General features: G+C 44.5%; 18 protein-coding genes. 15 read left to right on the forward strand and 3 right to left on the reverse strand.

The features are described from left to right. Positions 1-26: 26 nt before the first annotated feature. Both HED67_RS02480 and HED67_RS02485 read left to right on the forward strand, forming a co-directional pair. Positions 27-1,388, forward strand: coding sequence for a DUF4832 domain-containing protein (locus HED67_RS02480; protein ID WP_221717422.1), 1,362 nt, complete (start codon positions 27-29; stop codon positions 1,386-1,388). 24 nt (positions 1,389-1,412) lie between these two features. Then, positions 1,413-2,762 (forward strand): MATE family efflux transporter, encoded by a 1,350-nt coding sequence (locus tag HED67_RS02485; protein ID WP_221717423.1) that lies wholly within the window; start codon positions 1,413-1,415, stop codon positions 2,760-2,762. Positions 2,763-3,305: 543 nt separating this feature from the next. Here the strand turns inward: HED67_RS02485 and HED67_RS02490 are convergent. Then, positions 3,306-6,761 carry a pyruvate carboxylase gene (locus HED67_RS02490; RefSeq protein WP_221717424.1) on the reverse strand — a complete coding sequence of 1,152 codons (3,456 nt, stop codon included), beginning with the start codon at positions 6,759-6,761 and terminating at the stop codon, positions 3,306-3,308. A 440-nt stretch (positions 6,762-7,201) separates the two neighbouring features. Continuing rightward, on the reverse strand, positions 7,202-8,068 hold the full coding sequence (locus tag HED67_RS02495; RefSeq protein ID WP_221717425.1) for a LysR family transcriptional regulator: 867 nt from the start codon (positions 8,066-8,068) through the stop codon (positions 7,202-7,204). Positions 8,069-8,255: 187 nt separating this feature from the next. Here HED67_RS02495 and HED67_RS02500 point away from each other — a divergent pair, with 187 nt between their 5' ends. The 9 genes from HED67_RS02500 (at position 8,256) to HED67_RS02540 (ending at position 17,322) form a co-directional block, all read left to right on the forward strand. Beyond that, positions 8,256-8,813 carry a chromate transporter gene (locus tag HED67_RS02500; RefSeq protein WP_117540748.1) on the forward strand — a complete coding sequence of 186 codons (558 nt, stop codon included), beginning with the start codon at positions 8,256-8,258 and terminating at the stop codon, positions 8,811-8,813. A gap of 12 nt (positions 8,814-8,825) precedes the next feature. Beyond that, a complete protein-coding gene (locus tag HED67_RS02505) occupies positions 8,826-9,389 on the forward strand; it encodes a chromate transporter (protein WP_015514949.1) in 564 nt (187 codons plus the stop codon). Positions 9,390-9,541: 152 nt separating this feature from the next. Further along, on the forward strand, positions 9,542-10,555 hold the full coding sequence (locus HED67_RS02510; RefSeq protein ID WP_221717426.1) for an alpha-hydroxy-acid oxidizing protein: 1,014 nt from the start codon (positions 9,542-9,544) through the stop codon (positions 10,553-10,555). A gap of 299 nt (positions 10,556-10,854) precedes the next feature. After that, positions 10,855-11,772 (forward strand): ABC transporter permease, encoded by a 918-nt coding sequence (locus tag HED67_RS02515; protein ID WP_178441344.1) that lies wholly within the window; start codon positions 10,855-10,857, stop codon positions 11,770-11,772. 18 nt (positions 11,773-11,790) lie between these two features. Then, a complete protein-coding gene (locus HED67_RS02520) occupies positions 11,791-12,837 on the forward strand; it encodes an ABC transporter permease (RefSeq protein WP_178441345.1) in 1,047 nt (348 codons plus the stop codon). Between the two features lie 18 nt (positions 12,838-12,855). Further along, complete coding sequence (locus tag HED67_RS02525; protein ID WP_015514952.1) at positions 12,856-13,854, forward strand: ABC transporter ATP-binding protein; 999 nt, start codon at positions 12,856-12,858, stop codon at positions 13,852-13,854. Then, complete coding sequence (locus HED67_RS02530) at positions 13,851-14,840, forward strand: ABC transporter ATP-binding protein (RefSeq protein WP_117540740.1); 990 nt, start codon at positions 13,851-13,853, stop codon at positions 14,838-14,840. The genes HED67_RS02525 and HED67_RS02530 overlap by 4 nt, the downstream gene beginning before the upstream one ends. A gap of 311 nt (positions 14,841-15,151) precedes the next feature. Next, the gene (locus tag HED67_RS02535) at positions 15,152-16,831 is read left to right on the forward strand and encodes a peptide ABC transporter substrate-binding protein (protein WP_221717427.1); all 1,680 of its coding nucleotides are present in this window, start codon (positions 15,152-15,154) and stop codon (positions 16,829-16,831) included. A gap of 272 nt (positions 16,832-17,103) precedes the next feature. Beyond that, a complete protein-coding gene (locus HED67_RS02540) occupies positions 17,104-17,322 on the forward strand; it encodes a hypothetical protein (RefSeq protein WP_221717428.1) in 219 nt (72 codons plus the stop codon). A 208-nt stretch (positions 17,323-17,530) separates the two neighbouring features. Here the strand turns inward: HED67_RS02540 and HED67_RS02545 are convergent, their stop codons facing one another. After that, a complete protein-coding gene (locus tag HED67_RS02545) occupies positions 17,531-18,136 on the reverse strand; it encodes an NUDIX hydrolase (RefSeq protein ID WP_221717429.1) in 606 nt (201 codons plus the stop codon). Between the two features lie 427 nt (positions 18,137-18,563). Between HED67_RS02545 and HED67_RS02550 the strand changes: the two genes are divergently transcribed. The 4 genes from HED67_RS02550 to asnS all read left to right on the forward strand — a co-directional run bounded on the left by HED67_RS02550 (position 18,564) and on the right by asnS (position 26,607). After that, positions 18,564-19,064, forward strand: a complete 501-nt coding sequence (locus HED67_RS02550; RefSeq protein ID WP_178438339.1) for a DUF2798 domain-containing protein — start codon at positions 18,564-18,566, stop codon at positions 19,062-19,064. A gap of 507 nt (positions 19,065-19,571) precedes the next feature. Next, positions 19,572-22,721, forward strand: coding sequence for an isoleucine--tRNA ligase (gene ileS / locus HED67_RS02555; protein ID WP_221717430.1), 3,150 nt, complete (start codon positions 19,572-19,574; stop codon positions 22,719-22,721). After that, positions 22,722-25,196: a glycogen/starch/alpha-glucan phosphorylase gene (locus HED67_RS02560; RefSeq protein WP_221717431.1), complete on the forward strand. Its 2,475-nt coding sequence runs from the start codon at positions 22,722-22,724 to the stop codon at positions 25,194-25,196. A 16-nt stretch (positions 25,197-25,212) separates the two neighbouring features. Beyond that, a complete protein-coding gene (asnS, locus tag HED67_RS02565) occupies positions 25,213-26,607 on the forward strand; it encodes an asparagine--tRNA ligase (RefSeq protein WP_178438332.1) in 1,395 nt (464 codons plus the stop codon). Positions 26,608-26,637: the final 30 nt, after the last annotated feature.

Here is a 26,637-nt window from a genome sequence, read left to right on the forward strand (position 1 = left end):
TGCATTGTCGGAAAAGGAAGTGAGCTATGAACAGCTTGAAGAGACGGAGGCTGTGGTGCGCAGTGCCTGCAGTGTTTATTCTGTTGTTTATCATTAGTATCTATACATTTTTTCAAAAGAATGTCAAGGAATATGAGAGGGCGGAAGAGGTTTTTGGCAACCCACTTATGGGATATGCGCCATGTGCCTGGAATACAACGGTCAGCGATGACGTTTCACTGCTGTATATGGATATTACATGGGCGGAACTTGAACCTGAAGAAGGACAATATAATTGGGAGAGCATAGATAAAGAAAATCAGCTGAGCCGATGGAGGAAGGAAGGCAAACATATTGTATTGAGATTTGTCTGTGATGTACCCGGTCAGGAGAAGCATATGGACATTCCGGAGTGGTTGTATGAGAAGATTGATCATGAGGGAACCTGGTATGATGTTGAATTCGGCAAGGGATTTGCCCCGGATTATAATAATGAAGAGATGATACGGTATCATGCAAAAGCGGTTGAGGCTTTGGGAGAGCATCTTGGCAAGGATGGTTTGATCAGTTATATTGAACTGGGCAGTCTGGGACACTGGGGAGAATGGCATGTCAATTACAGTGCCGGTATTCAGCGACTTCCAAATGAAGCGGTACGGAAGCAGTATGTAGTTCCCTGGACGGGAGCTTTTCCTGATGCAATGCTGCTGATGCGCAGACCATTCTCACATGCTTCGGAATATGGAATGGGATTGTATAATGATATGGCAGGTCATCCGGATGAAACAGAAGTCTGGTTGAGAGAGATTGAAAATGGAGGAGATCTCACTCAGACAGATGAGAAAAATGCTTTAATTTCAATGCATGACTTTTGGAAGACAGCTCCTGTCGGCGGGGAATTGACCAGTTCTTTTTCTATGGAAGATTTACTGGAGACGAATCTTGACCAGACTGCAACACTGATCAGAGAGTCGCATACAACTTTTTTGGGACCGCATGTAGCCAATAACCAATATTTACAAGGTTATCATACCGTATTGAAAAGCATGGGATATCGTTTGCGGATATCAGAAGCTGTCCTTTCAAATAAACTAAAGGGAACAAAGCTTTCAATGACATGGGCAAATGATGGTACAGCACCTTTTTATAAAGACTGGCCGGTATGGGTTTATGTAACAGATGAGAATGGTGATACCATTGAAAAGAAGCAGGTTGAAATGAAGCTGTCTTCAATTCTTCCTGGCGAAAGTGTAAAAACAGAAATTTGTCTGGAGACAAAAAAACTTGTTGATCTTGCGGGTAAGAAATACAACATTCGTATTGGGATTGAGGATCCTATGACAGGAAAGGAAAATCTTCGTTTGGCAATGAAGTGCGGATACATGGATGGAAGAAACCTTTTATGGTAGTATGAAGGAAAGAGGAAATAAATCATGAGCAGTTTTGAGAAAAATCTTTCAGAAGGCAATGTAGCAAAGCAGCTGATACTGTTTTCACTGCCTTTTCTGGCGTCGAATATTATACAGTCTTTATACAGTGTGGCAGATATGCTGATTGTTGGGCGCTTCAGCGGCACAACCAGTATGTCCGGCGTTAATCTGGGCAGTCAGGTGACACTGATCCTGACAAATATCGTTGTTGGTCTGTGTGCCGGCGGAACGGTATTGATCGCGCAGTATTTGGGAGCCAAAAGGCGGAAGGATATGCAGGAGACAACAGCCACATTACTGACCACATTAACAATGGCAGCCATTGCTATCACAGTTTTAATGCTGATCTTGAAAAAGCCGATTCTTCATCTGATTCAGACACCGGCGGAATCTTTTGCGGAGGCTGATCGATATCTCACAGTGACGGTGCTGGGACTGATATTTATATTTGGTTATAATGTATTCAGTGCGGTCATGCGAGGCATGGGGGACAGCAAACGGCCGCTGTATTTTGTACTGATTGCCTGCATTACCAACGTGGTTCTTGACCTTGTGCTGGTGGCTGGTTTGAAAATGGGGGCACTGGGAGCGGCTATTGCAACAGTTTTCTCACAGGCTGTCAGTATGATTACCTGTATTGTCGTGATGATCCGCAACGATTTCGTCTTTGACTTCAAGCCATCTTCCTTTATCATTAAGAAAGAAAAAGCAGTGAAGATTTTGAAACTGGGGACCCCAACGGCCATTCAGAACGGTATTACCAGTATTTCCTTTATGATTATTACAACCTTGGTCAACGTGATTGGTGGTGTGAATGCATCGGCCGCAGTAGGTGTTGTGGCGAAATTCAACAGTTTTGCAGTGCTTCCGGCTGTGGCGATGGGCGCTTCCATTTCAACCATGTGTGCACAAAATATTGGTGCAGGCAAATGGGACAGAGCGGTTAAAACCTGCAAAATCGGTACAGTCATTGCTTTTTGCATCAGCGGCTGTATTTTTATCGTTGCTCAGACATCTTTCGAGCATATCCTGCGGCTCTTTAACGATGAGCCGGAAATGCTGAAATATGGCGTACAGTATATCAGAACATTCAGTTTTGATTATTTATTGATGCCGTTTGTCTTCTGTATCAACGGCCTGTTTACAGGCGCAGGGCATACCGCTTTTTCCATGGTGAATAATATGCTGTCGGCGATCATTCTCAGAGTACCGGTGGCAGTGATCTTTGGCCTGGTGCTGAATTTTGGTTTGACGGGCGTCGGTCTCGGCGGTCCGATGGCATCCGTGGGTGCCATTATATTGATTGTGGTGTTCCTGATATCAGGTCGTTGGAAAGAGAATAAAGCGTTATAAAGAAAATCGCGATAGGCGTATTTACAAACGCCTGTAAGAAAGATATAATAAGAATATAGGAAGCTGGAAGGTGAATGTGCTCACCCGATCCGGCGAAATATTAGGTTAAAAAATAGCTGTCCGAGACTCGCCAAAGTACATAGGACGGCTATTTTTTATGCGTAAAATTCAGTATTGCAACTATGAGCATAGCGACAGAGACTATAAGTTGTAATTCCTCATATGTACTCATATGGCACCACCTGCGAATAGGCTCGGAACGGGTGCGGCACGTCCTCCGACTTCCATGAAATAAGTATACCATGGATAACCGGAGATGGCCATAAGTTACAGAATGGCCATAGCCTATGTAATAAAGGAAAACTCTCTCGCATAAGCCTCATACAGGATGCCGATAAAAAAACTGAAATTCCCAGATGTCTGCATTTTTGCGACACTGTGTGCTCCAGGCGGACAAGCAGTCCGAATGGAGCACACAGTGTCTGGCAAAACCAGCGAGACAGCGGAAATTTCAGTTTTTATTTTATGATACCCGTATGAACACTATTTCTGGAAGGACAGCAGCAGATCGCCGGTATTGACGCGATCGCCTGCAGCAACGTAAATCTTGTCGATAACACCGTCCTGTTTGGCAACGACAGTTGTCTCCAGCTTCATGGCTTCGAGTACGAGCAACGGCTGGTTCTGTTTCACTTCTTCGCCTTCTTTGACGAATACCTGGCTGACTGTACCCGGAATTGTAGAACCAACATGTGCCGGGTTGGACTTATCTGCTTTCAGTTTCTTATCGGACTTAACTTCAAGCTTCTTATCCTGAACAGTGACTTCACGGACAGAACCGTTGATTTCAAAGCTGAGGACACGTTTGCCTTCCTCGTCAGGTGCAGACATTTCCATAAACTTGATCAGCAGATCTTTACCTTCGCCAATCTTAAGGGTTGTCTCCTCACCACGGCGCAGGCCATAGAAGTAAACATGGCTTTCAAGTCGTGTAACATCGTTGTATGCCTGGAAATGTTCGCAGTAATCTTCATATACCTTTGGATAGAGGGCATAGCTGACAGCCTTCAGATCCAGCTGGTAATCGGAGAAATCTGAGAGATCGTATTTATCCTTCAGCATGGCCTTAACAGCGTCAAAATCGACATCCGGAAGCAATGTACCCGGACGGACAGTGATCGGTTTCTCACCTTTGAGGATCATCTTCTGAAGTTCAGGATTGAATCCACCTTCAGGCTGTCCGATCATGCCCTTGAAGTAGTCTACAACAGAGGCAGGGAATGAGAGATCCTGGCCAAGTTCAAAGATATTGTCTTTGGTCAGACCGTTCTTCAGCATAAAGATAGCCATATCACCGACAACCTTGGATGTAGGTGTAACTTTTGTAACATTGCCGAGAAGCTCGTTGGCCTGTCTGTACAGCTCTTTGATTTCTTCAAACTGATTCTTCATACCCATGCTTTCAACCTGGGCGAGAAGGTTGGAGTACTGACCGCCAGGGATCTCGTACTTGTAAATATCAACGTTTGGTGCGTTCATACCGCTTTCAAACTGTTTGTAAACCTTGCGGACTCTGCCGTAGTAGCGGCCAAGTTCACTGAGTTCATCAAGATCAAGGCCTGTGTCACGGTCTGTACCCTGCAGGGCAGCAACAACAGAGTTCATGGATGGCTGACTGGTCAGTGTGCTCATGGATTCAATGGCCAGATCGACGATATCAACGCCGGCTTCTGCAGCCATCAGGACAGTTGCCACACCGTTGCCTGTAGAATCATGTGTATGAAGGTGAACCGGAATCTTCAGTTCGGACTTCAGCGCACCGATCAGCTCTTTGGCAGCGTATGGCTTCAGAAGTCCGGCCATATCCTTGATGCAGAAGGTATGGATACCAAGTGCTTCGAGTTCTTTGGCTTTCTTGACATAATAATCCAGTGTGTATTTCTTCTCGTTCGGATTCGTAACATCGCCTGTATAGCAGAGTGTACCTTCGACAATCTTGCCTGTTTTCAATGCTTCTTCGATTGGCATCTTCATGTTCTCAACCCAGTTCAGGGAGTCGAAAATTCTGAAAATATCGATGCCGGCTTTGGAGGAAACATCAATAAAGTTTTTAACCACATTATCCGGATAATTGCTGTAACCAACGGCGTTGGATGCACGCAGCAGCATCTGGAGCATAGTGTTCGGCATTCTCTCACGGAGAATTTCGAGACGCTTCCATGGAGATTCCTTCAGGAAACGATAAGCGGTATCGAATGTGGCACCGCCCCAGCATTCAACGGAATAAGCATTCTGCATAAATGCATTGGTTGCACGGGCTGCACCGGCGAGATCCTTCGTACGCATACGGGTTGCCATCAGGGACTGCTGGGCATCACGCATAGTTGTATCTGTCACGTATAATTTCTTGTCATTCAAGATCTTCTGAGTAAAGTCCCTGGCTCCAAGCTTTAAGAATTCGTCTCTGGCACCATAAACCGTTTTCTCCTCATTGAACTGAGGAATTTCACGATTTTCATAAAATGGTTTGTCGCCGCCTGTTGCATTGACAATTCTGTCACCAAGAAATTCAATAATCTTGGTTGCACGGTCCTGACTGCGCTGCAGCTGGAACAGAGAAGGTGTTTCTTCTATAAAAGTAGTGTAGCACTTGCCGGCTCTGAAGGTTTCGTTGTTGATAACATTGATCAGGAAAGGTACATTCGTCTTGACACCTCTGATACGCAATTCCTTCAATCCACGGAGAGATTTGCGGATAGCACCTTCAAAAGTACGGTCATGTGTGATGACTTTTACAAGAAGGCTGTCATAGTATGGAAGAATTTCTGCACCTGTGTAAGCATTGCCGCCGTCGAGACGGATACCATTACCTGAACCGGAACGATAAACAGTGATTTTGCCGGTATCAGGAAGAAAGCTGTTGGAAGGATCTTCGGTGGTGACACGTGTCTGGATAGAATATCCCTGACACTGAACCGCATCCTGAGAAGGAATATTGATTTCAGGACTGTTCAGAGGGTAGCCTTCTGCAACAAGAATCTGGGATGCAACAATATCAATGCCTGTAACCATTTCAGAAACAGTATGTTCAACCTGGATACGAGGATTCATTTCAATAAAGTATGGGTTACCGTCCTGATCTACAAGGAACTCAAGGGTACCGGCATTTCTGTAACCTACTTGCTTGCAAAGCTTGATGGCACTGTCAAAAATAATCTGTCGGGTTGTTTCAGGAATACTGAAAGCAGGTGCATATTCAACAACCTTCTGATGACGGCGCTGAACAGAACAGTCACGATCATAAAGGTGAACAACATTGCCGTAGTTATCAGCAAGTACCTGTACTTCGATATGCTTTGGTCCACGGATATATTTTTCGATGAAAATCTGGTCGTCACCAAAAGCTTTCTTGGATTCATTGCAGGCTTCACGGTATTCCTTCGGCATGTCTTCAGCATTGTTGACGATACGCATACCACGTCCGCCGCCGCCGTTGGAGGCTTTCAGCATAACCGGATAGCCAACCATATCAGCAACCTTCATGACTTCTTCTTCAGTCTTTAAAGCGTGATCCACACCAGGGATGATCGGAACACCGGCTTTGATGGCCATCTGTTTGGAAGAAATCTTATCACCCATGGCATTCATGATGTCTTTGGAAGGCCCGATGAATACGATACCTGCCTCTTCACAGGCTTCAACAAAGTCTGGATTCTCAGAGAGAAAACCGTAGCCCGGATGAATGGCATCAACATTTGCCTTTTTGGCAATTTCAATAATACCTTTGATGTCCAGATAAGCATCAACAGGACCTTTATTTTCTTTCAGCTGATAGGATTCATCTGCTTTGGAACGGAAGAGAGCATAGCGGTCTTCCTTGGAATAGATACCGACGGTTGTAATACCCAGCTCATTCAGAGCACGATAAACACGGATTGCGATTTCACCGCGGTTAGCGACGAGAACACGTTTGAATGGTTTGATTTGTACTTCTCCCACTTTGAGAAACCTCCTTTTTTAACTTTGCAAATACAATCTGTTATTCCCCTTATTTTTGTTTTACGAATAACAGCAGGAATGCTGTCTGTCGTATCGAGTGTATTGCATACATATATTTTTACTATACGATATGGTTTGTTCAAATGCAAGCGTTAAATAATAAACATTCAAAAATGTCCTATGAATTCCGTAAAAAATCCGAATTGCTTCGAAAAAAATGCAATATTCGACAAATTAGAATTCGTTTTGGAAACGTTTACAGATGAAAAATAAAAAAGTGATATAGCATAAAACTATACCACGATAAAACATCAGTATTGGAATAATTGTTCCATATAGCTTACAATATGGATAGAGTGTTGAGAAACACTAACTGTATCAGATCTGTCAGATATCGGCCATTCAGGCAGCAGATTTTTTGGATTGTACAGTTCGGTTCGTCAGATGTTCCGGGCGGCTGTGATCAGATTCTTCAGATGCGGCGAGAGATGGCGGCTGGATTTCCAGATCAGGTCGATCTCCGCAGGCAAAAGGCCCGGTACCGTCCGTTTCACGATATCGCTGCTTTCTTCCAGTACATGATCCAGAAGAAAAGCCGCGGTTGTGTTGGTTGCCACTAATTGCTGGATGGTTGCCAGCTGATTGGTGCGGACAATGATATTCGGTTTCAGATGATGGGCTTCATAATACTGATCGATGCAGTGGTCAAGGAAAGTATCTTCCGGCAGCATGGCTAGAGGCAGTTGATCCAGGTCGTCGGTTGTTACGGTATCTTTCTCAGCCAGGGGATGCATGACAGACAGATACAGACAGATATTGACATGACGCAGCGCCACATGGCCGATGCCCGGAGGGAGCGGTCCGTTTCGGGTGATAATGGCTGCATCCAGGGTGTGATCCATGATTTTGGAACGATTGGCCAGAGAACCATTCTCCATGACCTGGATATGTGTACCGGGAGAACGGGCATAGAGGGTTCGAAGGAGATCTGTGAAGACGAGGGAACCGCTCATGGCCGGAAGACCAAGGGTCAGTGTTCTGTCGGTTGTAGACATATGCTTCATATTGGTTGTCAGCTGCTCGGCCTGTTCCAGAAGCTTATCTGCCTCATCCAGGAAGTAGCGACCCTCCGGAGTCAGTTCCAGACCGCGGCTGCGCCTGGTGAACAGACTGACACCGAATTCACGCTCCAGTTCCTTGACCGCATTGGAGAGACTGGGCTGGGAGACATGGAGTTCGGCAGATGCCCGTGTGATATTGTTGTATTTGCAGATCGTCTGGAAATATTTCAGCTGTATAAGTGTCATGGAAACCTCTCTATCATAATGTATGCTCTCCGGAACGGAGGCATCATCGGCCGTAATGAAATGGTGGACAGGAAAACATTGCTTTAAGAATCATTATAAACCAGGAGGTGTATTTTCACAACGATAAATAAAGCGAATCCTGACAGAAAGGGATTCGGATGGGAAGAGAAAGGAGATTATAGAGAGTATGAAAGAATTATGGGAATTATTTATTGTGTTTGCCAAGATTGGCGGTTTTACTTTCGGCGGCGGCTATGCGATGCTGCCGATTCTGCAGCGTGAAGTTGTGGAGAACAGAAACTGGGCAACGAGTGAGGAATTGATGGATTATTATGCTATCGGTCAGTGTACACCGGGTATTATTGCTGTTAATACCGCGACATTTATCGGGTATAAGCGCAAAGGTATTATCGGTGGTATTGTGGCGACTATCGGATGTGTTTTCCCTTCACTGGTCATTATCATGATCATCGCCGCATTCATTAACAGTTTTACACATATTGTCTGGGTACAGCATGCCCTTGCAGGTATTCGTGTCTGTGTGTGCGTCCTGGTGCTTGATGCCGTTATCAAACTAGCGAAGAAGTCTTTGATCGATGCGGCGACGTATCTGATCTTTGCGGCCGTTGTGATTCTGTCACTGTTTACCAATGTTGCATCTTTTGTATGGATCGTATGTGCCGGAGCAGCAGGTGTGATCATCAAGACTTTGATGGAGCGTTCAAAAGCGCAGAAGAAAGCATAGGAGGGATGAAACATGTTGATATTTAGACTTTTCTGGGAATTTTTTAAGACAGGACTTTTTGCCATTGGCGGCGGTCTGGCAACACTGCCGTTCCTTTATGATATGCAGGCTGCGACAGGCTGGTTTACGCTGGATGATATTTCCAATATGATCGCTATTTCGGAATCCACACCGGGACCGATGGGCATCAATATGGCTACTTATACGGGCTTTACTTCCATGGGTGTTTTGGGCGGTATTGCTGCGGTGGCCGGACTGGTAACACCTTCTATTATTATCATTATTATTGTGTCGAATATTCTGGAGAAATTTAAAACGAATAAATACGTACAATATTGTATGTATGGCCTGAGAGCCGCATCCGTGGGTCTGATTTCTGTGGCAGGACTTCGTGTGGCTGAGGCCGCGTTTCTGAGAACACAGCTGTTTGCAGAAACAGGATCGCTGACGGATCTCTTCAATATAAAAGCGTTTATATTTGGCGTGGTGCTGTATGTTGTTTACAAGAAAACAGGCAAGCATCCGATCATTTATATTCTTGCATCTGGTGTAATTGGTGTTATACTTAGTTTGTAGGGTTAAGAGTGCCTGAACGTATGATTTCAGGCACTGTTGATATTTAATCATTATATCAAAATCCGATGCTTTCAGGGGGCCGGCAGACATGGATTTGGCGCCGGAACTCACAAGTGGGGTATGAGGGAAGCCGTCGGAGTGAGGAGGAGATTATGAATTATAATGAAGTACTTGCGAATGCAAGAGAGAACATCGGCAAGTTATGTAAGGCCTGTCCGGTCTGCAATGGTCTGGCATGCCGCAACACCGTTCCGGGTCCCGGAGCCAAGGGTGTCGGCGATACGGCCATTCGCAATTACCAGAAGTGGCAGGAGATCAGAGTGAATATGGATACATTGTGTGCGCCGAAGACAGTGGATACATCCCTTGAACTCTTTGGAAAGAAGTTCAGGTATCCGTTTTTTGCGGGACCTGTAGGGGCTGTGAACCTGCATTACAGCGATGCATATGATGATGTTTCTTATAATAAAGTCCTTGTTTCTGCCTGTGCAGAAAATGGCATTGTTGCTTTTACAGGTGACGGTACGAATCCGAAGGTGATGGAAGCGGCAACAGATGCGATCGCATTGGCCGACGGCATGGGTGTTCCGACAGTGAAGCCGTGGAATCTGGATACGATTCGTGAGAAGATGGATCTTGTGAAGAAGTCCGGTGCTTTTGCAGTGGCTATGGATGTGGATGCAGCCGGTCTGCCGTTCCTGAAGAATATGGATCCGCCGGCAGGCGGCAAATCCGTCGAGGATCTGAAGGCCATTGCAGAAATGGCTGGTGCGCCGTTTATCGTGAAGGGCGTTATGACAGTGAAGGGTGCATTGAAGGCGAAGGAAGCGGGAGCAGCAGCCATTGTTGTATCCAATCATGGCGGACGTGTACAGGATCAGTGCCCGGCAACAGCAGAAGTTCTTCCTGAAATCGTGAAGGCTGTCGGCGGCAGCATGAAGATTTTTGTGGATGGCGGCATTCGAAGCGGTGTGGATATTTTCAAGGCACTGGCACTTGGTGCAGATGCAGTTATTATCGCCCGTCCTTTTGTAACAGCTGTTTACGGTGGTGCCGAAGAAGGCGTGAAAGCCTACATTGACAAACTGGCCGGAGAACTGGCAGATACGATGGCTATGTGCGGTGCCTTCAGTCTGGATGAGATTACACCAGACATGGTTCGATAAATGAATAGGATGACAAATATTTCCAATAAATATTAGCAAAAATGTCAAAAAACATTAAAAAATGAATAAATATTCAGAAAACACTTCGTGGAGTTGCTGTGTTAAAGCTGCGAAGTGTTTTTTTTGCTGTACAATTCAAACAATATATGCTATAATTTAAATTATTTCATATGACTGTTGTTATTTAGTCTATTAACGTGACGCAGTATGCTATACAAATGGTATTTTTTGTACATAGACAAATGTCCGCCTTAGACGTTATAATAGCAGAAAAACTAAATTGAATAGGAGAGAGAAAAGTGGGTAAATACATACTCAAGAGAATTGCACTTGCATTCGTGACTATTTGGGCAGTTGCCACGATCACATTCTTTCTGATGAACCTGGTTCCGGGCGGACCGTTCTTATCAGAGAAGGCAATCAGCCCTGCAGCAACAAAAGCGCTGGAAGCTAAGTATGGACTGGATAAACCTATGGCAGAACGTTATTTTACTTATATTTCCGATGCAGCTCACGGCGACTTCGGTGACAGCCTGAAGCAGAGAGGCCGTACAGTTATGGATATTATTGCGACAAAGTTCCCTGTATCCGCCAAATTAGGTGGAATGGCTGTCGTCCTTGCACTTTGTGTCGGTGTGCCGCTGGGTGTTCTGGCTGCATACAAGAGAGGCACTTTTATCGATAGTTTATTCAGTGTCATTGCCACCTGCGGCATTGCGGTGCCCGGGTTCGTCATCTGTACGCTGCTCCTTTACGTCTTTGGCGTTAAACTGCAGTGGCTGCCGACACTGGGTCTTAAGAGTGCACAGAGCTACATTATGCCGGTGATTGCGCTGGCAGCTTATCCGACATCATATATCATGCGTCTGATGCGTTCATCCATGCTGGATGTTCTCGGCCAGGATTATATGCGTACAGCGAAAGCAAAGGGTTTGTCACAGAAGGTTTCCCTGTTTAAGCATGCCCTTCGTAATGCGATCCTGCCTGTTATTACATATGTAGGTCCTATGCTGGCTTATACACTGACAGGTAGTTTTGTTACAGAGAAGATTTTTACAATTCCGGGTCTTGGCGGCGAATTTATCAAAGCCATCAATGGCCGTGATTACACGATGATTATGGGTACAACAATTTTCCTTGCGACGATCATGATCGTTATGAATGTTATTGTTGATATTGTCTACAAACTGGTAGACCCGCGTATCAAGTTGAAATAAACAGGAGGGTAAGTGATAATGGAGAAGAATCCGTTAAGTTTTCAATTAAAGTTAAATCCAGACGACTTCCTTCCGGCTACTGATGAAGAGAAGGAAGGCCTTGTTGTCATGCGTGACAGCGTCAGCTTCTGGAAAGATGGTTTCAGACGTCTGCGTAAGAACAAAGTGGCCATGGTTTGTCTGTTTATCATTATTATTGTTATGATTTTTGCCTTTATCGTTCCGGCATTTTATCCATACAGTTACGAACAGCAGATTCAGGGTGCGAATAACCTTGCACCGATGCAGTATTCTGCCAAAGAGATGGAGCAAATAGCAGCCGGCGAGAAGGTATTTCCGCATTTCTTCGGCACAGATAAGATGGGCCGTGATTATGCGATCCGTGTCATGATGGGAAGCCGTATCTCCCTGCTGGTTGGTATCATTGCAGCAGCGATCATTCTTGTCATCGGTTCTATTTTCGGTTCCATCGCTGCTTTTGCAGGCGGCTGGGTCGATCTGATCATGATGCGTATTGTTGATATTATTTATACCATTCCGGATGTCCTGCTGATCGTTCTTTTGTCCTTCGCTTTGAAGGCACCATTGAAGGTGTTGGCTCAGGCACCGGGCTTCGGATGGATTTCCGTTGTTGGTGAGAACCTGATCAGTATTTTCATCGTATTTGCCCTTTTGTACTGGGTTGGTATGGCGCGTATGGTACGAAGCCAGATCCTGATGCTGAAGGAAAGTGAATATGTTACGGCTGCAAGAGCACTGGGGGCATCTTCAGCGAGAATTATCAAGAAGCATCTGCTGACGAACTGTATCGGTACACTGATCGTTACAACAACATTGCAGATCCCGTCATCTATCTTTACGGAGAGTTTCCTGAGCTTCCTCGGTCTTGGTGTTGCTGTTCCGATGCCTTCTCTGGGAAGTCTTGCCAGTGATGCAATCAATGGTTTGAATACATATCCGTATCTGCTGTTTATTCCGGCAGCAGTTATCAGTTTGATCATTCTGAGCTTTAACTTACTGGGCGATGGCCTCAGAGATGCCTTTGACCCTAAACTTAAGAACTAGGAAGGAGAGTGTAAGATTATGTCAGAATATCTTGTAGATATACAGCACGAACGTCTTTCATTCTTTACACCTGCCGGTGAAGTTAAGGCATTGAATGACGTTTCTATCCATCTGAATGATGGTGAAGTCCTCGGTATTGTAGGAGAGAGTGGTTCAGGTAAATCCGTTACTGCATACAGTCTGATGGGACTGACTGCTTACCCGGGTAAGTTAGTCGGTGGTACGATTGATTTTAACGGTCACCGTATCAACGATCTGTCTGAGAAGGAGTTTCGTAAGATCCGAGGCAACGAAGTATCGATTATTTTCCAGGATCCGATGACAAGTCTGAATCCTGTTTATACAATTGGCAACCAGATCATGGAAGTTATTCTTCTGCATACAGACAAGAATAAAGAGCAGGCCCGGGCCAGAGCCAAGGAACTTCTGGAACTGGTTGGTATCAATGAGCCTGAAAAGCGTCTGAAGCAGTATCCGCATGAGTTATCCGGTGGTATGAGACAGCGTGTTATGATTGCGATCGCATTGGCATGTGAACCTAAGCTTCTGATTGCCGATGAGCCTACAACAGCCCTTGATGTGACGATTCAGGCACAGATCCTTGAGTTGATGATGGAGCTGAAAGAGAAGCTTGGCATGGCGATCATCATGATCACTCATGACCTTGGTGTTGTTGCCAGCATGTGCGACAGGATTGCCGTTATGTATGCCGGACGTATTGTCGAATACGGCACAACGGATGATATTTTCTACAATCCGAAGCATGAATATACAAAGGGCCTTCTGAAGAGTATTCCGCGACTGGATGCCAAAGAGCATGAGCGTCTGGTGCCGATCGAAGGTACACCGATCGATTTGCTGAATCCGCCTGCAGGATGTCCGTTTGCACCGCGTTGTTCAAATTGTATGAAGATCTGCCTGAGAGAGATGGCACCGGTGACAACTTTCGATGATGTACACTATACACAGTGCTGGATGAACCAGAAGGAACAGATGGAAAGAGAGGCCGCAAAATGAGTGATAAATTAGTTCAGGTAGAACATTTGCAGCAGTACTTTCCGGCCGGTGGTTTTGGAAAGAACAAGAAATATGTTCAGGCTGTAGATGATGTTTCCTTCTTTATCAACAGAGGTGAAACACTTGGTCTTGTTGGTGAGTCCGGATGCGGTAAGACAACAACAGGACGTACACTGCTCCGTCTTTATGAACCGACGGGCGGCAGAATTATTTATGATGATAAGGTTATTTTTGATAAAGAGAAAAAGATTGCAGAGAATATGCTGCCTTATCGTAAGAAAATGCAGATTGTATTCCAGGATCCATATGCCAGTCTGGACCCGCGTATGACAGTCGGTGATATTGTCGGTGAACCAATTGATATCCACCATCTTGCATCTTCCAAGCAGGAGCGTTATGATATGATTATCGAGATGCTTCGTCGCGTTGGTCTGAACTCCGAGCATGCAAATCGTTATCCGCATGAGTTCTCAGGCGGTCAGCGTCAGCGTGTCGGCATTGCAAGAGCATTGGCTGTTCATCCGGAATTCATTGTGTGTGATGAGCCGATTTCCGCGCTGGATGTTTCTATTCAGGCGCAGGTTATCAATATGTTTGAGGATCTGCAGGAGAGCATGAATCTGACGTATCTGTTCATTGCCCATGATCTGTCCGTTGTTAAGCATATTTCCAACCGTATCGGCGTTATGTACCTTGGCAGAATGGTTGAACTTGCCGACAGCTATGAGCTGACAATGCACAGCCTGCATCCATATACAAAGAGTCTGATCTCTGCGATCCCGATCGCAGACCCGAAGCAGGCAAGGGCCAGCAAGCGTATCGCTCTTGAAGGCGATGTACCTAGCCCGCTGAATCCACCTTCAGGATGCCGTTTCAGAACACGCTGTCCATATGCAGACGAGCAGTGTGCGAAGGAAGTTCCGGAATTCAAGGAAGTGGCTCCGGGACATTATGCAGCTTGTCATCATCTGGACAAGTGCAACTAAAAGTACCGTTTCACAGACAGCGCTGTGAAGGGTATAATGTGTAATTGTTCAGAGCTAAGCAAAATTTCAAAAAACAGGTATAAAATGCTTGCATTTTTAAGACTGTTTTTGAAATTTTATTTGGCGGATACGCCACACCGACGAAATGCGTAGCATTTTGGAGGTTAGCTCTGAACAGTTACTATAATATTATAAGTTGTGATAAGCAGTTATGCGGAATGCATAATGTTTATAGAAAATGCAAATTGTTCGGAGCCATGATCCAAGCAGTTGGTTCTGAGCATCTGTAAAAAAGAAAAGGAGAAGAGAACATGAAAAAGAGAATCTTACCTCTTCTGCTGACAGCTGCTATGGTAGCTGGTCTGGCAGGCTGCGGCAGCTCCGCTGCAAAAGAAACAACAGCAGCAAGCGACAACAACCAGACAACAGCAGAATCCACAGAAGCTGGCAGCACTACCGGCGAGAAAATCCTGAAAGTTCAGGTTGGTCCTGATCCAGAAACTGTTGACCCTGCACTGAATAGTGCTGTAGATGGCGGTAACATGATCCTTCATGCATTTGAAGGTCTTCTGACTCTTGATGAGAATGGCCAGTTAAAGGAAGGACAGGCAGAATCCTGGGAGACATCAGAAGATGGTCTTACATGGACATTCCACTTAAGAGATGGCCTTAAATGGTCAGACGGCACAGATCTGACAGCTAAAGACTTTGTTTACAGCTGGCAGCGTGTATGTGATCCTAATGTAGCAGCTCCATACGCTGAGACAGTTCTTGGTATGGTTAAAGGCTATGATGAAGCAGTAGCAGGCGATATCACAAAACTTGATGTACAGGCTCCTGATGAGAAGACAGTTGTTGTAAATCTTGCACATCCTTGCTCATATTTCGGCGAACTTGCAGCATTCGCAACATTAAACCCTGTTCAGAAAGCAACAGTTGAAGCAAATGGTGATGCTTGGGCAACATCTGCGGATACTTATATCTCCAATGGTCCTTTCATGATGACAGAATGGGTACCTGGATCACACATCACATTCAGCAAGAATCCTAACTACTGGAATGCTGAGGCCATCAAACTTGACAAGCTTGAGTTTGAACTGATCGAAGACTCCAACGCTGCTTACAGTGCATACACAAGTGGCGAAGTTGATATGATCAAAGATGTTCCTACAGAAGAAATTCCTAGCCTTCAGGGCAATGAAGAATTCCATGTAGATCCTATCATTGGTACATACTATGTCAGCCTGAACCTTCAGAAAGAATATTTCCAGGATGCAAGAGTACGTAAGGCATTAAGCCTTGCAATCGATCGTAACTACGTAGCGAATACTCTGATGCAGGGTACATATTCACCTGCAAGCGCAATTGTAGGTCCTGGCTGGTTAGATACAGATGGTTCTTCATTTGCTGAAAATGCAAATGGCGGCACACCTTACATTGACAATGACAACTTCGACGCTAACCTTGAAGAAGCTAAGAAGTTACTGGAAGAAGCTGGCTATCCAAACGGCGAAGGCTTCCCGCAGATCGAGTACACAACAAATGATGCAGGTTACCACAAGGTTGTAGCTGAGTACTTACAGCAGGCTTGGGCTGCAATTGGTATCGACCTTAAAGTCAACATCGTTGAATGGGCAAGTTTCACACCAATGCGTCGTAACGGCGAATTCGATGTTGCTCGTAACGGTTGGGTAGGTGACTACACAGATCCATCCAACATCCTTGAACTGTTCTGCACAACAAACGGCAACAACGATGGTAAATACACTAATGCAGACTTTGATGCAGCTATCGAAGATTCCAGAGTTACAACAGATGCAGCTACACGTTCAGCAGACCTTCACAAAGCAGAAGACCTTCTGATGGAAGATGCAGGTTGTATTCCAATCGCTTACTACAACGATTTTTGGCTGCAGAGCAGCAAGATCACAGGTGCTTGGCATTCAGCTAACGGTTTCTGGTACTTCATGTATGCAGATATCACAGAATAAAATGTAAAGTTACAGTATAATTATTCTGTACTATGAAGGGCATTGTCCTGATGTACTTTCTTTCTGAAACAGACACAATAAAGCGTGTCAAATGTTTCAGAAAGAAAGTCACAGGACAGTGCCCTTTTTATAGTATAAAGAAAATTATACTGTAACTTTTTGTATAAAAAGGAACTCCCTGAAAACAGCGTGCATCCGCACGAAATGTTTTCAGGGGGATTTTTCATAACAGGCGTTAAAGAAGATAGCAGAATTTTTGAGAGACTGCAATTTTGTCAAGGAATATGGTGAAGGTGCAGATCGGATGTGCCGGGAATGTCAAAAATGTCCTTGAAACATTTACGTTTGATCAGATATTTGGGCGCAAAGAAATAAAAAGTGCATTACACTATGGAGATTATAGAGCCGGAAGTACAATTGAGATCATGCATCAATTGGAACTTATCGAGCCTGTGAAGGGGCATGGAAAGGGCAAATACAGAATAAAATGACGGTTCAGTTCAAGTAGTTTTTTGTGGTCGGCATTAGAGAAGTCCCTGGACTGAACCTAAAAATTTTTTGGTTTTATAGTTCTGGCCAATACACAGACAGGCATAGAAAATAAAACATCCATGAAACGTTTCGTGCGGGTGCGCGTTGTTTCATGGATGTTTTATTTTCTATGCCTGTCGTCCGATTGCCAAAACCAACGAAAGACTTTTACAGCTCTTCAATTCGGCTGTCGATATATGGTTCTACAACATCGACAAATTCGTCTTTCCTCAGCCACCATTCATCGGCGCTGCTCTCTTTGAGATAAACATCATCCAGTGAGTAAAGTTTGATGGTGTTCTGCTTGCCGTGGATGAGCTGACGGAAGTCTTCGAAACGGACTTTGACGATTTCTTCTGTATCCGGCATGATGAAAAGTGCCTTGGCTGTGAAGATGGCGAAGACCTGAACAAGGGCATTGTCATGGTAGTCGCCGGTGTCAATCTGCTGATGGGTGCTGCCCACATGGATAATGTCTTCTTTGGATTTCTTCAGTCCGCGGTAGTATTCCAGACTGTCGACGATGGCTTCTTCATAGCTTTCATCAGGATCAAAATGTGTTGTCTGGATCAGGTCGTATTTGCCGGGATATAGTTCGCGGTCAAGTGAACGCTTTTGAATCATGATATAAGTATCATCTTCCTTTGGCTGGAACATCCATACATGGGCAACCTGATGAAGCAGGCCCTGGGTATGTACTTCTTCGCGGGTGGCACGTCCAATGTTGTTCAGATCCTGGTCGTAAATTTTAAGAATGTCGTCTCCTCTATACATATTAATTCCGATCTCCTCAATTAATAAACATAATGAAATAAAATGGGGGATTAATTCCCCATAGCTATTATAATATTCCGGTGAAAATTTACAAGTCATTTTATCAACAAAATACAGAAAAATTTTTGGATATTTTCCCATATGAAGAAACTTGGTAAAGATGCATAGAAAAATAGGCAGTGAGGACACTTAAATAGAAAATATACAGAAAATAGTTTTATGGCGAAAAAACACTTACGAAGAAGAAATATTTGTGGTAGAATAATGGACGCTGAAAAAAATAAGCGAACTTAAAACGAAGAATGTATTTGGTCAGAAATTGGAAACGTACAGGTGATGCCGGGATTTGAGAGTGAGTCCAAAGGCATGGAACTGATTAACGAACAACACACATTATGTTCTTTTCTAATGAAAAGGAGTGTATTTTATGCCAAAGACAAAATTACAAAATGTTTTCTTTACTATTATGATGGCCTTTCTGATGGTCTATGCCATGATCTGTTATAATATTTCACTGAGTATTGGTGGTATGACGAATCAGGTATTCCTGATGGCATTTGGTGAAATGAAGATCATGTGGCCTGCAGCTATCATTCTTGAATTTTTTGTTGTTGAAAAACTGGCTTCAATGCTGGCATTTCGTATCGTATCCCCGCAGGATAAGCCGATTTTCATTACACTGGCGATTTCATCTATGATCGTATGTCTGATGTGTCCGATGATGAGCTTTATTGCAACGTTACTTTTTAAGAACGCAGGCAACAATTTCATTGCGGTATGGTTCCAGACAACAGTGATGAACTTCCCAATGGCACTTTGCTGGCAGGTTTTTGGTGCCGGTCCTCTTGGACGACTGATTTTTAGAACCGTCATGAAGGCTATGGGCAAACAGAAAGCACCGACAGCCGACCCTGCGGAATCCTGTTAATTTATAACAGATATTCAGCAAGGCTGCATACAGGCATGAGCATGAGCTTGGCCTCATTATCCGTATAAAGAAAAGACAGGAATCCTCTGTATACAAAACAGGGGATTTTTGATTTTAAAGGTTGACAGACAAAAAGGTTTGTACTATGATTACATAGTGGATAAAAACGAAGACAGAGACAGTAGCTCCGTATGAAAGTTTCAGAGAGCCGGCGGCAGGTGTGAGCCGGTGCGAGTAGCATGGATGTGAAGATCACTCCTGAGTTGCAGGCTGACAGGCTGACAGATTTCAGAGGATAGATATGCAGAATATATATGTGTATGTATGATAGAAGGTGTCAGATGCCGGGTAAGCTGTGCCGGATTTTCCTCCGTTACAGGGACGCATATGTCAGTATGTCGTATAGGTGGTTTAATGAATACAAGCTTTCATTCCTATTCGGAGTGGGAGCTTTTTTAATTTCATTTTTTAAAATCTACTTTGCTTTTTATATAAGGAGGAGACAAGATGTATGACAAAGTAAGTGCCAATCAGAATTTTGTTGAGAGAGAGCAGAAAATCGAGAAATTCTGGGCCGACAACATGATTTTTGAAAAGAGTATTGAACTGAGACAGCACAGTCCTGAATTTACTTTCTATGATGGACCGCCAACAGCCAATGGCAAGCCGCATATCGGCCATGTGCTGACCCGTGTTATCAAAGATATGATCCCAAGATATAAGACAATGAAGGGCTATAAGGTGCCGCGTAAAGCCGGCTGGGATACACACGGTCTGCCGGTTGAGCTGGAAGTTGAGAAGATGCTTGGTCTGGACGGCAAGGATCAGATCGAAGCTTACGGTATGGAACCGTTTATCCAGCATTGTAAGGACAGCGTCTGGAAATACAAAGGCATGTGGGAAGAATTCTCCGATGCCGTTGGTTTCTGGGCAGATATGGAGCATCCGTATGTTACGTACGACAACAACTATATCGAATCCGAATGGTGGGCACTGAAGCAGATCTGGGACAAGAAGCTCCTTTACAAAGGTTACAAGATCGTTCCTTACTGCCCTCGCTGCGGAACACCGCTTTCAAGCCATGAAGTTGCACAGGGTTATAAAGATGTCAAAGAAAGATCTGCCATTGCACGTTTCAAGGTAAAAGGCGAAGACGCTTATATCCTCGCATGGACAACAACACCTTGGACATTGCCGTCCAACGTTGCACTTTGTGTTAATCCTGATGAAACTTACATCAAAGTCAAGATGAAAGAGGAAGATTATGTGTACTATCTGGCACAGGCACTGGCTGATACAGTTCTTGGCGAAGGCACATACGATGTTCTGGAGACATATAAAGGTACAGACCTTGAATATAAAGAATACGAAGCCCTTTATCCTGTTGAGACAAAGAAGAAAGCTTACTATGTTGTCTGCGACAGCTACGTTACCATGACAGATGGTACAGGTGTTGTTCATATCGCACCTGCATTTGGTGAAGACGACAGCAAGGTCGGCAGAAAATATGACCTGCCATTTTTACAGATGGTAGATGAAAATGGTATGATGACAAAGGAAACAAAGTGGGCCGGTCATTCCTGTATCAAGAGAGTAGATCTGGAAGGTGAAAACGGCGTATCTCCTGAAGTTATCAAAGACCTGAAGGAGAGAGGACTCCTGTTCTCCGCACCGAACTTTGAGCATAGCTATCCACACTGCTGGAGATGTGATACACCGCTGATCTACTATGCACGCGAATCCTGGTTCATCAAGATGACAGCTGTCAAGGATGACCTGATCCGCAACAACAACACAGTCAACTGGATCCCTGAGAGCATCGGTAAAGGCCGTTTCGGCAACTGGCTTGAGAATATCCAGGACTGGGGTATCAGCCGTAACCGTTACTGGGGCACACCATTAAATGTATGGGAATGTGAATGCGGATGCCAGCATGCCATCGGCAGTATTGCAGAATTAAAGAGTATGTCCGACAACTGCCCGGATGATATCGAACTGCACCGTCCATTCATTGACGCTGTTACCATCAAGTGTCCGGAATGCGGCAAGGAAATGCATCGTGTACCGGAGGTTATCGACTGCTGGTTTGACTCCGGTTCTATGCCATTTGCACAGCATCACTATCCATTTGAGAATGAAAAACTGTTCAAAGAACAGTATCCTGCAGACTTTATTTCAGAGGCCGTTGACCAGACAAGAGGATGGTTCTATTCTCTGATGGCGATCTCCACACTGCTGTTCAACCAGTCTCCATTCAGAAATGTTATCGTTCTGGGGCATGTACAGGATGAAAACGGTCAGAAGATGAGTAAGTCCAAGGGCAATGCGGTTGATCCGATGGAAGCTTTGAGAGAATACGGCGCAGATGCGATCCGCTGGTATTTCTATTCCAACTCCGCACCATGGCTGCCGAACCGTTTCCACAAGAAAGCCGTTCTTGAAGGCCGCAGCAAGTTTATGGGAACACTGTATAATACGTATGCATTCTATGTACTGTATGCTGAGATCGATCAGTTTGATCCGATGAAATATACACTGGATTACGGCAAATTATCTGTTATGGATAAATGGCTTTTATCCAAACTGAATTCTACAGTGAAGGCCGTTGACGCCAACCTGGCTGCTTACAAGATCCCTGAAACAGCCAAAGTCCTGCAGGAATTTGTGGATGATATGAGCAACTGGTATGTCAGAAGAAGCCGTGAAAGATTCTGGGCAAAGGGCATGGAGCAGGATAAGATCAATGCTTACATGACACTTTACACAGCACTTGTTACAATCTGTAAGGCTGCTGCACCGATGATCCCATTCATGACAGAAGAAATCTACAGAAACATCGTTGTGAATGTAGATAAGAATGCACCTGAAAGTATCCATTTCTGTGACTTCCCTGAAGTGAATGAAGAATGGATCGATACAAAGCTTGAAGAAGACATGGATCATGTTCTCCAGATCGTTGTACAGGGCCGTGCCTGCAGAAATACAGCCAACATCAAGAACAGACAGCCAATCGGCAAGATGTATGTCAAGGCTGCTTTTGAACTGTCTGATTTCTACAAAGACATTATTGCAGATGAATTAAATGTCAAAGAAGTTGTCTTCACAGATGACGTCAGCGCATTTACATCTTACAGCTTTAAACCGCAGCTGCGTACAGTTGGTCCGAAATACGGCAAGAAACTGAATGCCATCAGACAGTATCTTGGCAGTGTTGACGGCAACGCAGCCATGAACGAACTGAAGACAACAGGCAAACTGACATTTGATGCAGATGGTGATCAGGTCGAACTTCTGGAAGAAGATCTGCTGATCGATGCCGCTCAGATGCCGGGTTATGTTTCCGATACAGAATACGAGACAACCGTTGTCCTTGATACCAATCTGACACCTGAACTGGTAGAAGAAGGCTTTGTCCGTGAGATCATTTCCAAAATCCAGACAATGCGTAAAGAAGCCGGATTCGAAGTCATGGATCATATTCGTGTTTATTTTGCTCAAAATGATAAGATCAAAGCTCTGGTTGACAGCAACAATGCCGAAATCAAAGATGAAGTATTGGCAAATGAAATCTGCTTTGATACAATCAAGGGGTATAATAAAGAGTGGAATATCAACGGCGAAACCGTTGTGATCGGTGTAGAAAAGGAGAATGCCTGAATGAGTGATATAGCAGCAGTTGGTGAAAAGAGAGTATTCGAACCATTTGATAAAGAAGCATTTAAGAAGGAAATTCTGAACAATATCAAGTATCTGTTCAGAAAGACACCTGAAACAGCCAGCCAGCAGGAGATTTTCCAGGCGGTGGCTTATGCATCAAAGGATATGATCATTGATGAGTGGCTGAATGCTCACAAGGAATACGAGAAACAGGATGCCAAGACCGTTTATTATCTGTCTATGGAGTTCCTGATGGGCCGTGCCCTGGGCAACAACCTTATCAATCTCTGCTGTTATAAGGAAGTGGCAGAAGTCCTTCAGGAGATGGGACTGGATATCAATGTCGTGGAAGACCAGGAGCCGGATGCGGCTCTTGGCAATGGCGGCCTTGGCCGTCTGGCAGCCTGCTTCATTGAATCCCTGTCCACACTGAACTATCCGGCTTACGGCTGTACTATCCGTTACAAATACGGTATGTTCAAGCAGCAGATCGTGAACGGTGAACAGGTAGAGATCCCGGATGACTGGCTTAAGAACGGCAATCCATTTGAGATTAAGCGTCCGGAATATTCTCAGGAGATCAAATTCGGCGGTTATGTCAGAATTGAATACAATGAGAAGCTTGGGCGTAATATATATATCCAGGACGGCTATCAGTCTGTCATGGCTGTACCTTATGATCTGCCGGTTGTGGGATACAACAACGGTATTGTCAATTCCCTGAGAATCTGGGATGCAGAACCTCTTGTACAGTTCAATCTGGATTCCTTTGACAAGGGTGATTATCAGAAAGCGGTTGAGCAGGAGAATCTGGCCAAGAGTATTGTGGAAGTCCTTTACCCGAATGATAATCATTACAGTGGTAAGGAACTGCGTCTGAAACAGCAGTATTTCTTCGTATCAGCCAGCCTGCAGCAGGTGATCAAGAAGTTTAAGGCAACACATGATGACATCCATCAGTTGCCGGATAAGGTTGTTTTCCAGCTGAATGATACCCACCCGACGGTTACTGTGCCTGAATTGATGCGTATTTTGATCGATGAGGAGAATCTGGAATGGGATGATGCGTGGGATATCACATCAAGATGCTGTGCTTATACGAACCACACCATCATGGCTGAAGCCCTTGAAAAATGGCCGGTTGACCTGTTTATGCGTCTGCTGCCGAGAGTTTATCAGATCGTGGAAGAGATTAACCGTCGTTTCCTGATCCAGGTTGAAGAGAAGTATCCGAACCAGTATGATAAGATCCGCAATATGGCGATTCTCTATGAAGGTCAGGTACGTATGGCGAATATGGCGATCATTGCAGGCTTCTCTGTCAATGGTGTAGCCAGACTGCATACACAGATCCTGGAAGAAAGAGAGCTGCATGATTTCTATGAGATGATGCCTGAGAAGTTCAACAACAAGACAAATGGTATTACTCAGAGACGTTTCCTGCTTCATGCGAATCCGCTGCTGGCACAGTGGGTAACAGATAAGCTTGGTACAGACGAATGGATCACGAATCTGCCATTGCTGAAAGGTTTGGCTCCGCTGGCGGATGATTCCAAGGCCCGCAAGGAATTCCAGGAGATCAAGTATCAGAATAAGCTGCGTCTGGCAAAATATATCAAAGAGCATAATGGTATCGATATCAATCCGGATTCCATTTTCGATGTACAGGTCAAGCGTCTGCATGAATATAAGCGTCAGCTGATGAATATTATGCACATTATGTATCTGTACAATCAGCTGAAAGATAATCCGGATATGAAGTTCTATCCGACAACATTTATTTTCGGTGCGAAGGCTGCAGCCGGCTATAAGACAGCCAAACAGACCATCAAACTGATTAATTCTGTTGCGGATGTGATCAACAATGATTCGGCTGTCAATGACAAGATGAAAGTTGTCTTCATTGAGAACTACTGTGTATCCAATGCAGAGATCATCTTTGCAGCCAGCAATGTTTCAGAGCAGATTTCAACAGCCAGCAAGGAAGCTTCCGGTACAGGCAATATGAAATTCATGCTGAACGGTGCCATTACACTGGGTACAATGGATGGTGCCAATGTGGAGATCGTTGAAGAAGTCGGCAGCGAGAATGCCTTTATCTTCGGTATGAGCTCCGATGAAGTTATGGGTTATGAAGCCAACGGTGGTTATAATCCGAGAGAAATCTATGAGCAGGATGCAGATATCCACAGAGTTATGGATCAGATGGTGGACGGCACATATTCCAATGGCGATACGGAGACTTTCCGTGAACTGTTCAATTCTCTGATCAATCAGGATGTTTACTTCATTCTGAAAGACTTCAGATCTTATGCTGAGGCACGTGAGAAGATCAATGAAGCTTACAGAGACAGCAAGTCATGGAACAGAATGGCCATTCTCAATACAGCATGCTCCGGCAAGTTCTCATCTGACAGAACCATTGAAGAGTATGTAAGAGATATCTGGCATTTGAAGAAGGTATTTGTGAGATAATTTGGAGGAAGTTTATATGCAGAAGTTAACAACAATCAGAGAGATTTTCAGAAACCGTGACGCCTATATCGGCCAGACGGTTGAAATCGGTGGTTGGGTTCGCAACATCAGAGATTCAAAAACATTTGGTTTCCTTGTTGTGAATGATGGTACTTATTTTGAACCTTTACAGGTTGTTTTCCATGATGCAATGTCCAATTTCAGTGATATTTGTCATCTGAACGTGGGTGCAGCTGTTATTGTGAAGGGACAGCTTGTTGCAACACCAAAGGCTAAACAGCCATTTGAAATTCAGGCAGATACAGTTGAGATTGAAGGTGCATCTACACCGGACTATCCGTTACAGCCAAAGAGACATACATTTGAATATCTGCGTACACTGACTCATTTGAGAGCCAGAACGAATACATTTGAAGCTGTATTCAGAGTACGTTCCCTGATCGCTTATGCAATCCATCAATTTTTCCAGGAGAGAGATTTTGTGTATGTGCATACACCGCTGATTACAGGAAGTGACTGTGAAGGTGCCGGTGAGATGTTCCAGGTAACAACGATGGATCTGAACAATGTACCAAAGACAGAAGACGGAAAGGTTGATTTTTCAGAGGATTTCTTTGGCAAACCAACAAATCTGACTGTCAGCGGTCAGTTAAATGGTGAGACATTTGCCATGGCATTCCGCAATATCTATACATTCGGCCCTACATTCCGTGCTGAGAATTCCAATACAACGCGTCATGCTGCGGAGTTCTGGATGATTGAGCCTGAAATCGCTTTTGCTGATCTTCAGGATGATATGGAACTGGCTGAAAGTATGATGAAATATGTCATCGGTTATGTATTAGAGCATGCACCGGAAGAGATGAAGTTCTTCAATCAGTTTGTAGACAAGGGACTTCTTGAGAGACTTGAGCATGTCAGAACATCTGATTTCGGACGTGTGACATATACAGAAGCCATCGAACTGCTTGAAAAGCACAATGATGAATTTGATTACAAGGTCAGTTGGGGATGTGATCTTCAGACAGAGCATGAGCGTTATCTGACTGAGAAGATCTTCAAACGTCCTGTATTTGTGACAGATTATCCGAAGGATATCAAAGCTTTCTATATGAAACAGAATCCTGACGGCAAGACGGTTGCAGCGATGGATATGCTTGTGCCTGGCATCGGTGAGATTATCGGCGGCAGTGAGCGTGAGAACGACTATGATAAGCTGCTGACACGTATGAAAGAACTGGGTCTGAAGGAAGAAGATTACAGCTTCTATCTGGATCTCAGAAAATACGGTTCAACCCGTCATGCAGGCTTTGGTCTCGGTTTTGAGAGATGTGTGATGTATCTGACTGGTATGGGCAATATCAGAGATGTAATCCCATTCCCTCGTACAGTCAACAACTGCGAACTGTAATTTTTCACATAATAAAGAATTTTAATGGCA

It is taken from the genome of Pseudocoprococcus catus (assembly GCF_019734885.1).
Taxonomy (GTDB): Bacteria; Bacillota; Clostridia; order Lachnospirales; family Lachnospiraceae; genus Coprococcus_A; species Coprococcus_A catus.

Coding starts and splice junctions, on each gene's coding strand:
- HED67_RS02480 (WP_221717422.1), top strand. CDS start 27: ATGAACAGCTTGAAGAGACGGAGGCTGTGGTGCGCAGTGCCTGCAGTG.
- HED67_RS02485 (WP_221717423.1), top strand. CDS start 1,413: ATGAGCAGTTTTGAGAAAAATCTTTCAGAAGGCAATGTAGCAAAGCAG.
- HED67_RS02495 (WP_221717425.1), bottom strand. CDS start 8,068: ATGACACTTATACAGCTGAAATATTTCCAGACGATCTGCAAATACAAC.
- HED67_RS02500 (WP_117540748.1), top strand. CDS start 8,256: ATGAAAGAATTATGGGAATTATTTATTGTGTTTGCCAAGATTGGCGGT.
- HED67_RS02505 (WP_015514949.1), top strand. CDS start 8,826: ATGTTGATATTTAGACTTTTCTGGGAATTTTTTAAGACAGGACTTTTT.
- HED67_RS02510 (WP_221717426.1), top strand. CDS start 9,542: ATGAATTATAATGAAGTACTTGCGAATGCAAGAGAGAACATCGGCAAG.
- HED67_RS02520 (WP_178441345.1), top strand. CDS start 11,791: ATGGAGAAGAATCCGTTAAGTTTTCAATTAAAGTTAAATCCAGACGAC.
- HED67_RS02525 (WP_015514952.1), top strand. CDS start 12,856: ATGTCAGAATATCTTGTAGATATACAGCACGAACGTCTTTCATTCTTT.
- HED67_RS02530 (WP_117540740.1), top strand. CDS start 13,851: ATGAGTGATAAATTAGTTCAGGTAGAACATTTGCAGCAGTACTTTCCG.
- HED67_RS02535 (WP_221717427.1), top strand. CDS start 15,152: ATGAAAAAGAGAATCTTACCTCTTCTGCTGACAGCTGCTATGGTAGCT.
- HED67_RS02545 (WP_221717429.1), bottom strand. CDS start 18,136: ATGTATAGAGGAGACGACATTCTTAAAATTTACGACCAGGATCTGAAC.
- HED67_RS02550 (WP_178438339.1), top strand. CDS start 18,564: ATGCCAAAGACAAAATTACAAAATGTTTTCTTTACTATTATGATGGCC.
- ileS (WP_221717430.1), top strand. CDS start 19,572: ATGTATGACAAAGTAAGTGCCAATCAGAATTTTGTTGAGAGAGAGCAG.
- HED67_RS02560 (WP_221717431.1), top strand. CDS start 22,722: ATGAGTGATATAGCAGCAGTTGGTGAAAAGAGAGTATTCGAACCATTT.
- asnS (WP_178438332.1), top strand. CDS start 25,213: ATGCAGAAGTTAACAACAATCAGAGAGATTTTCAGAAACCGTGACGCC.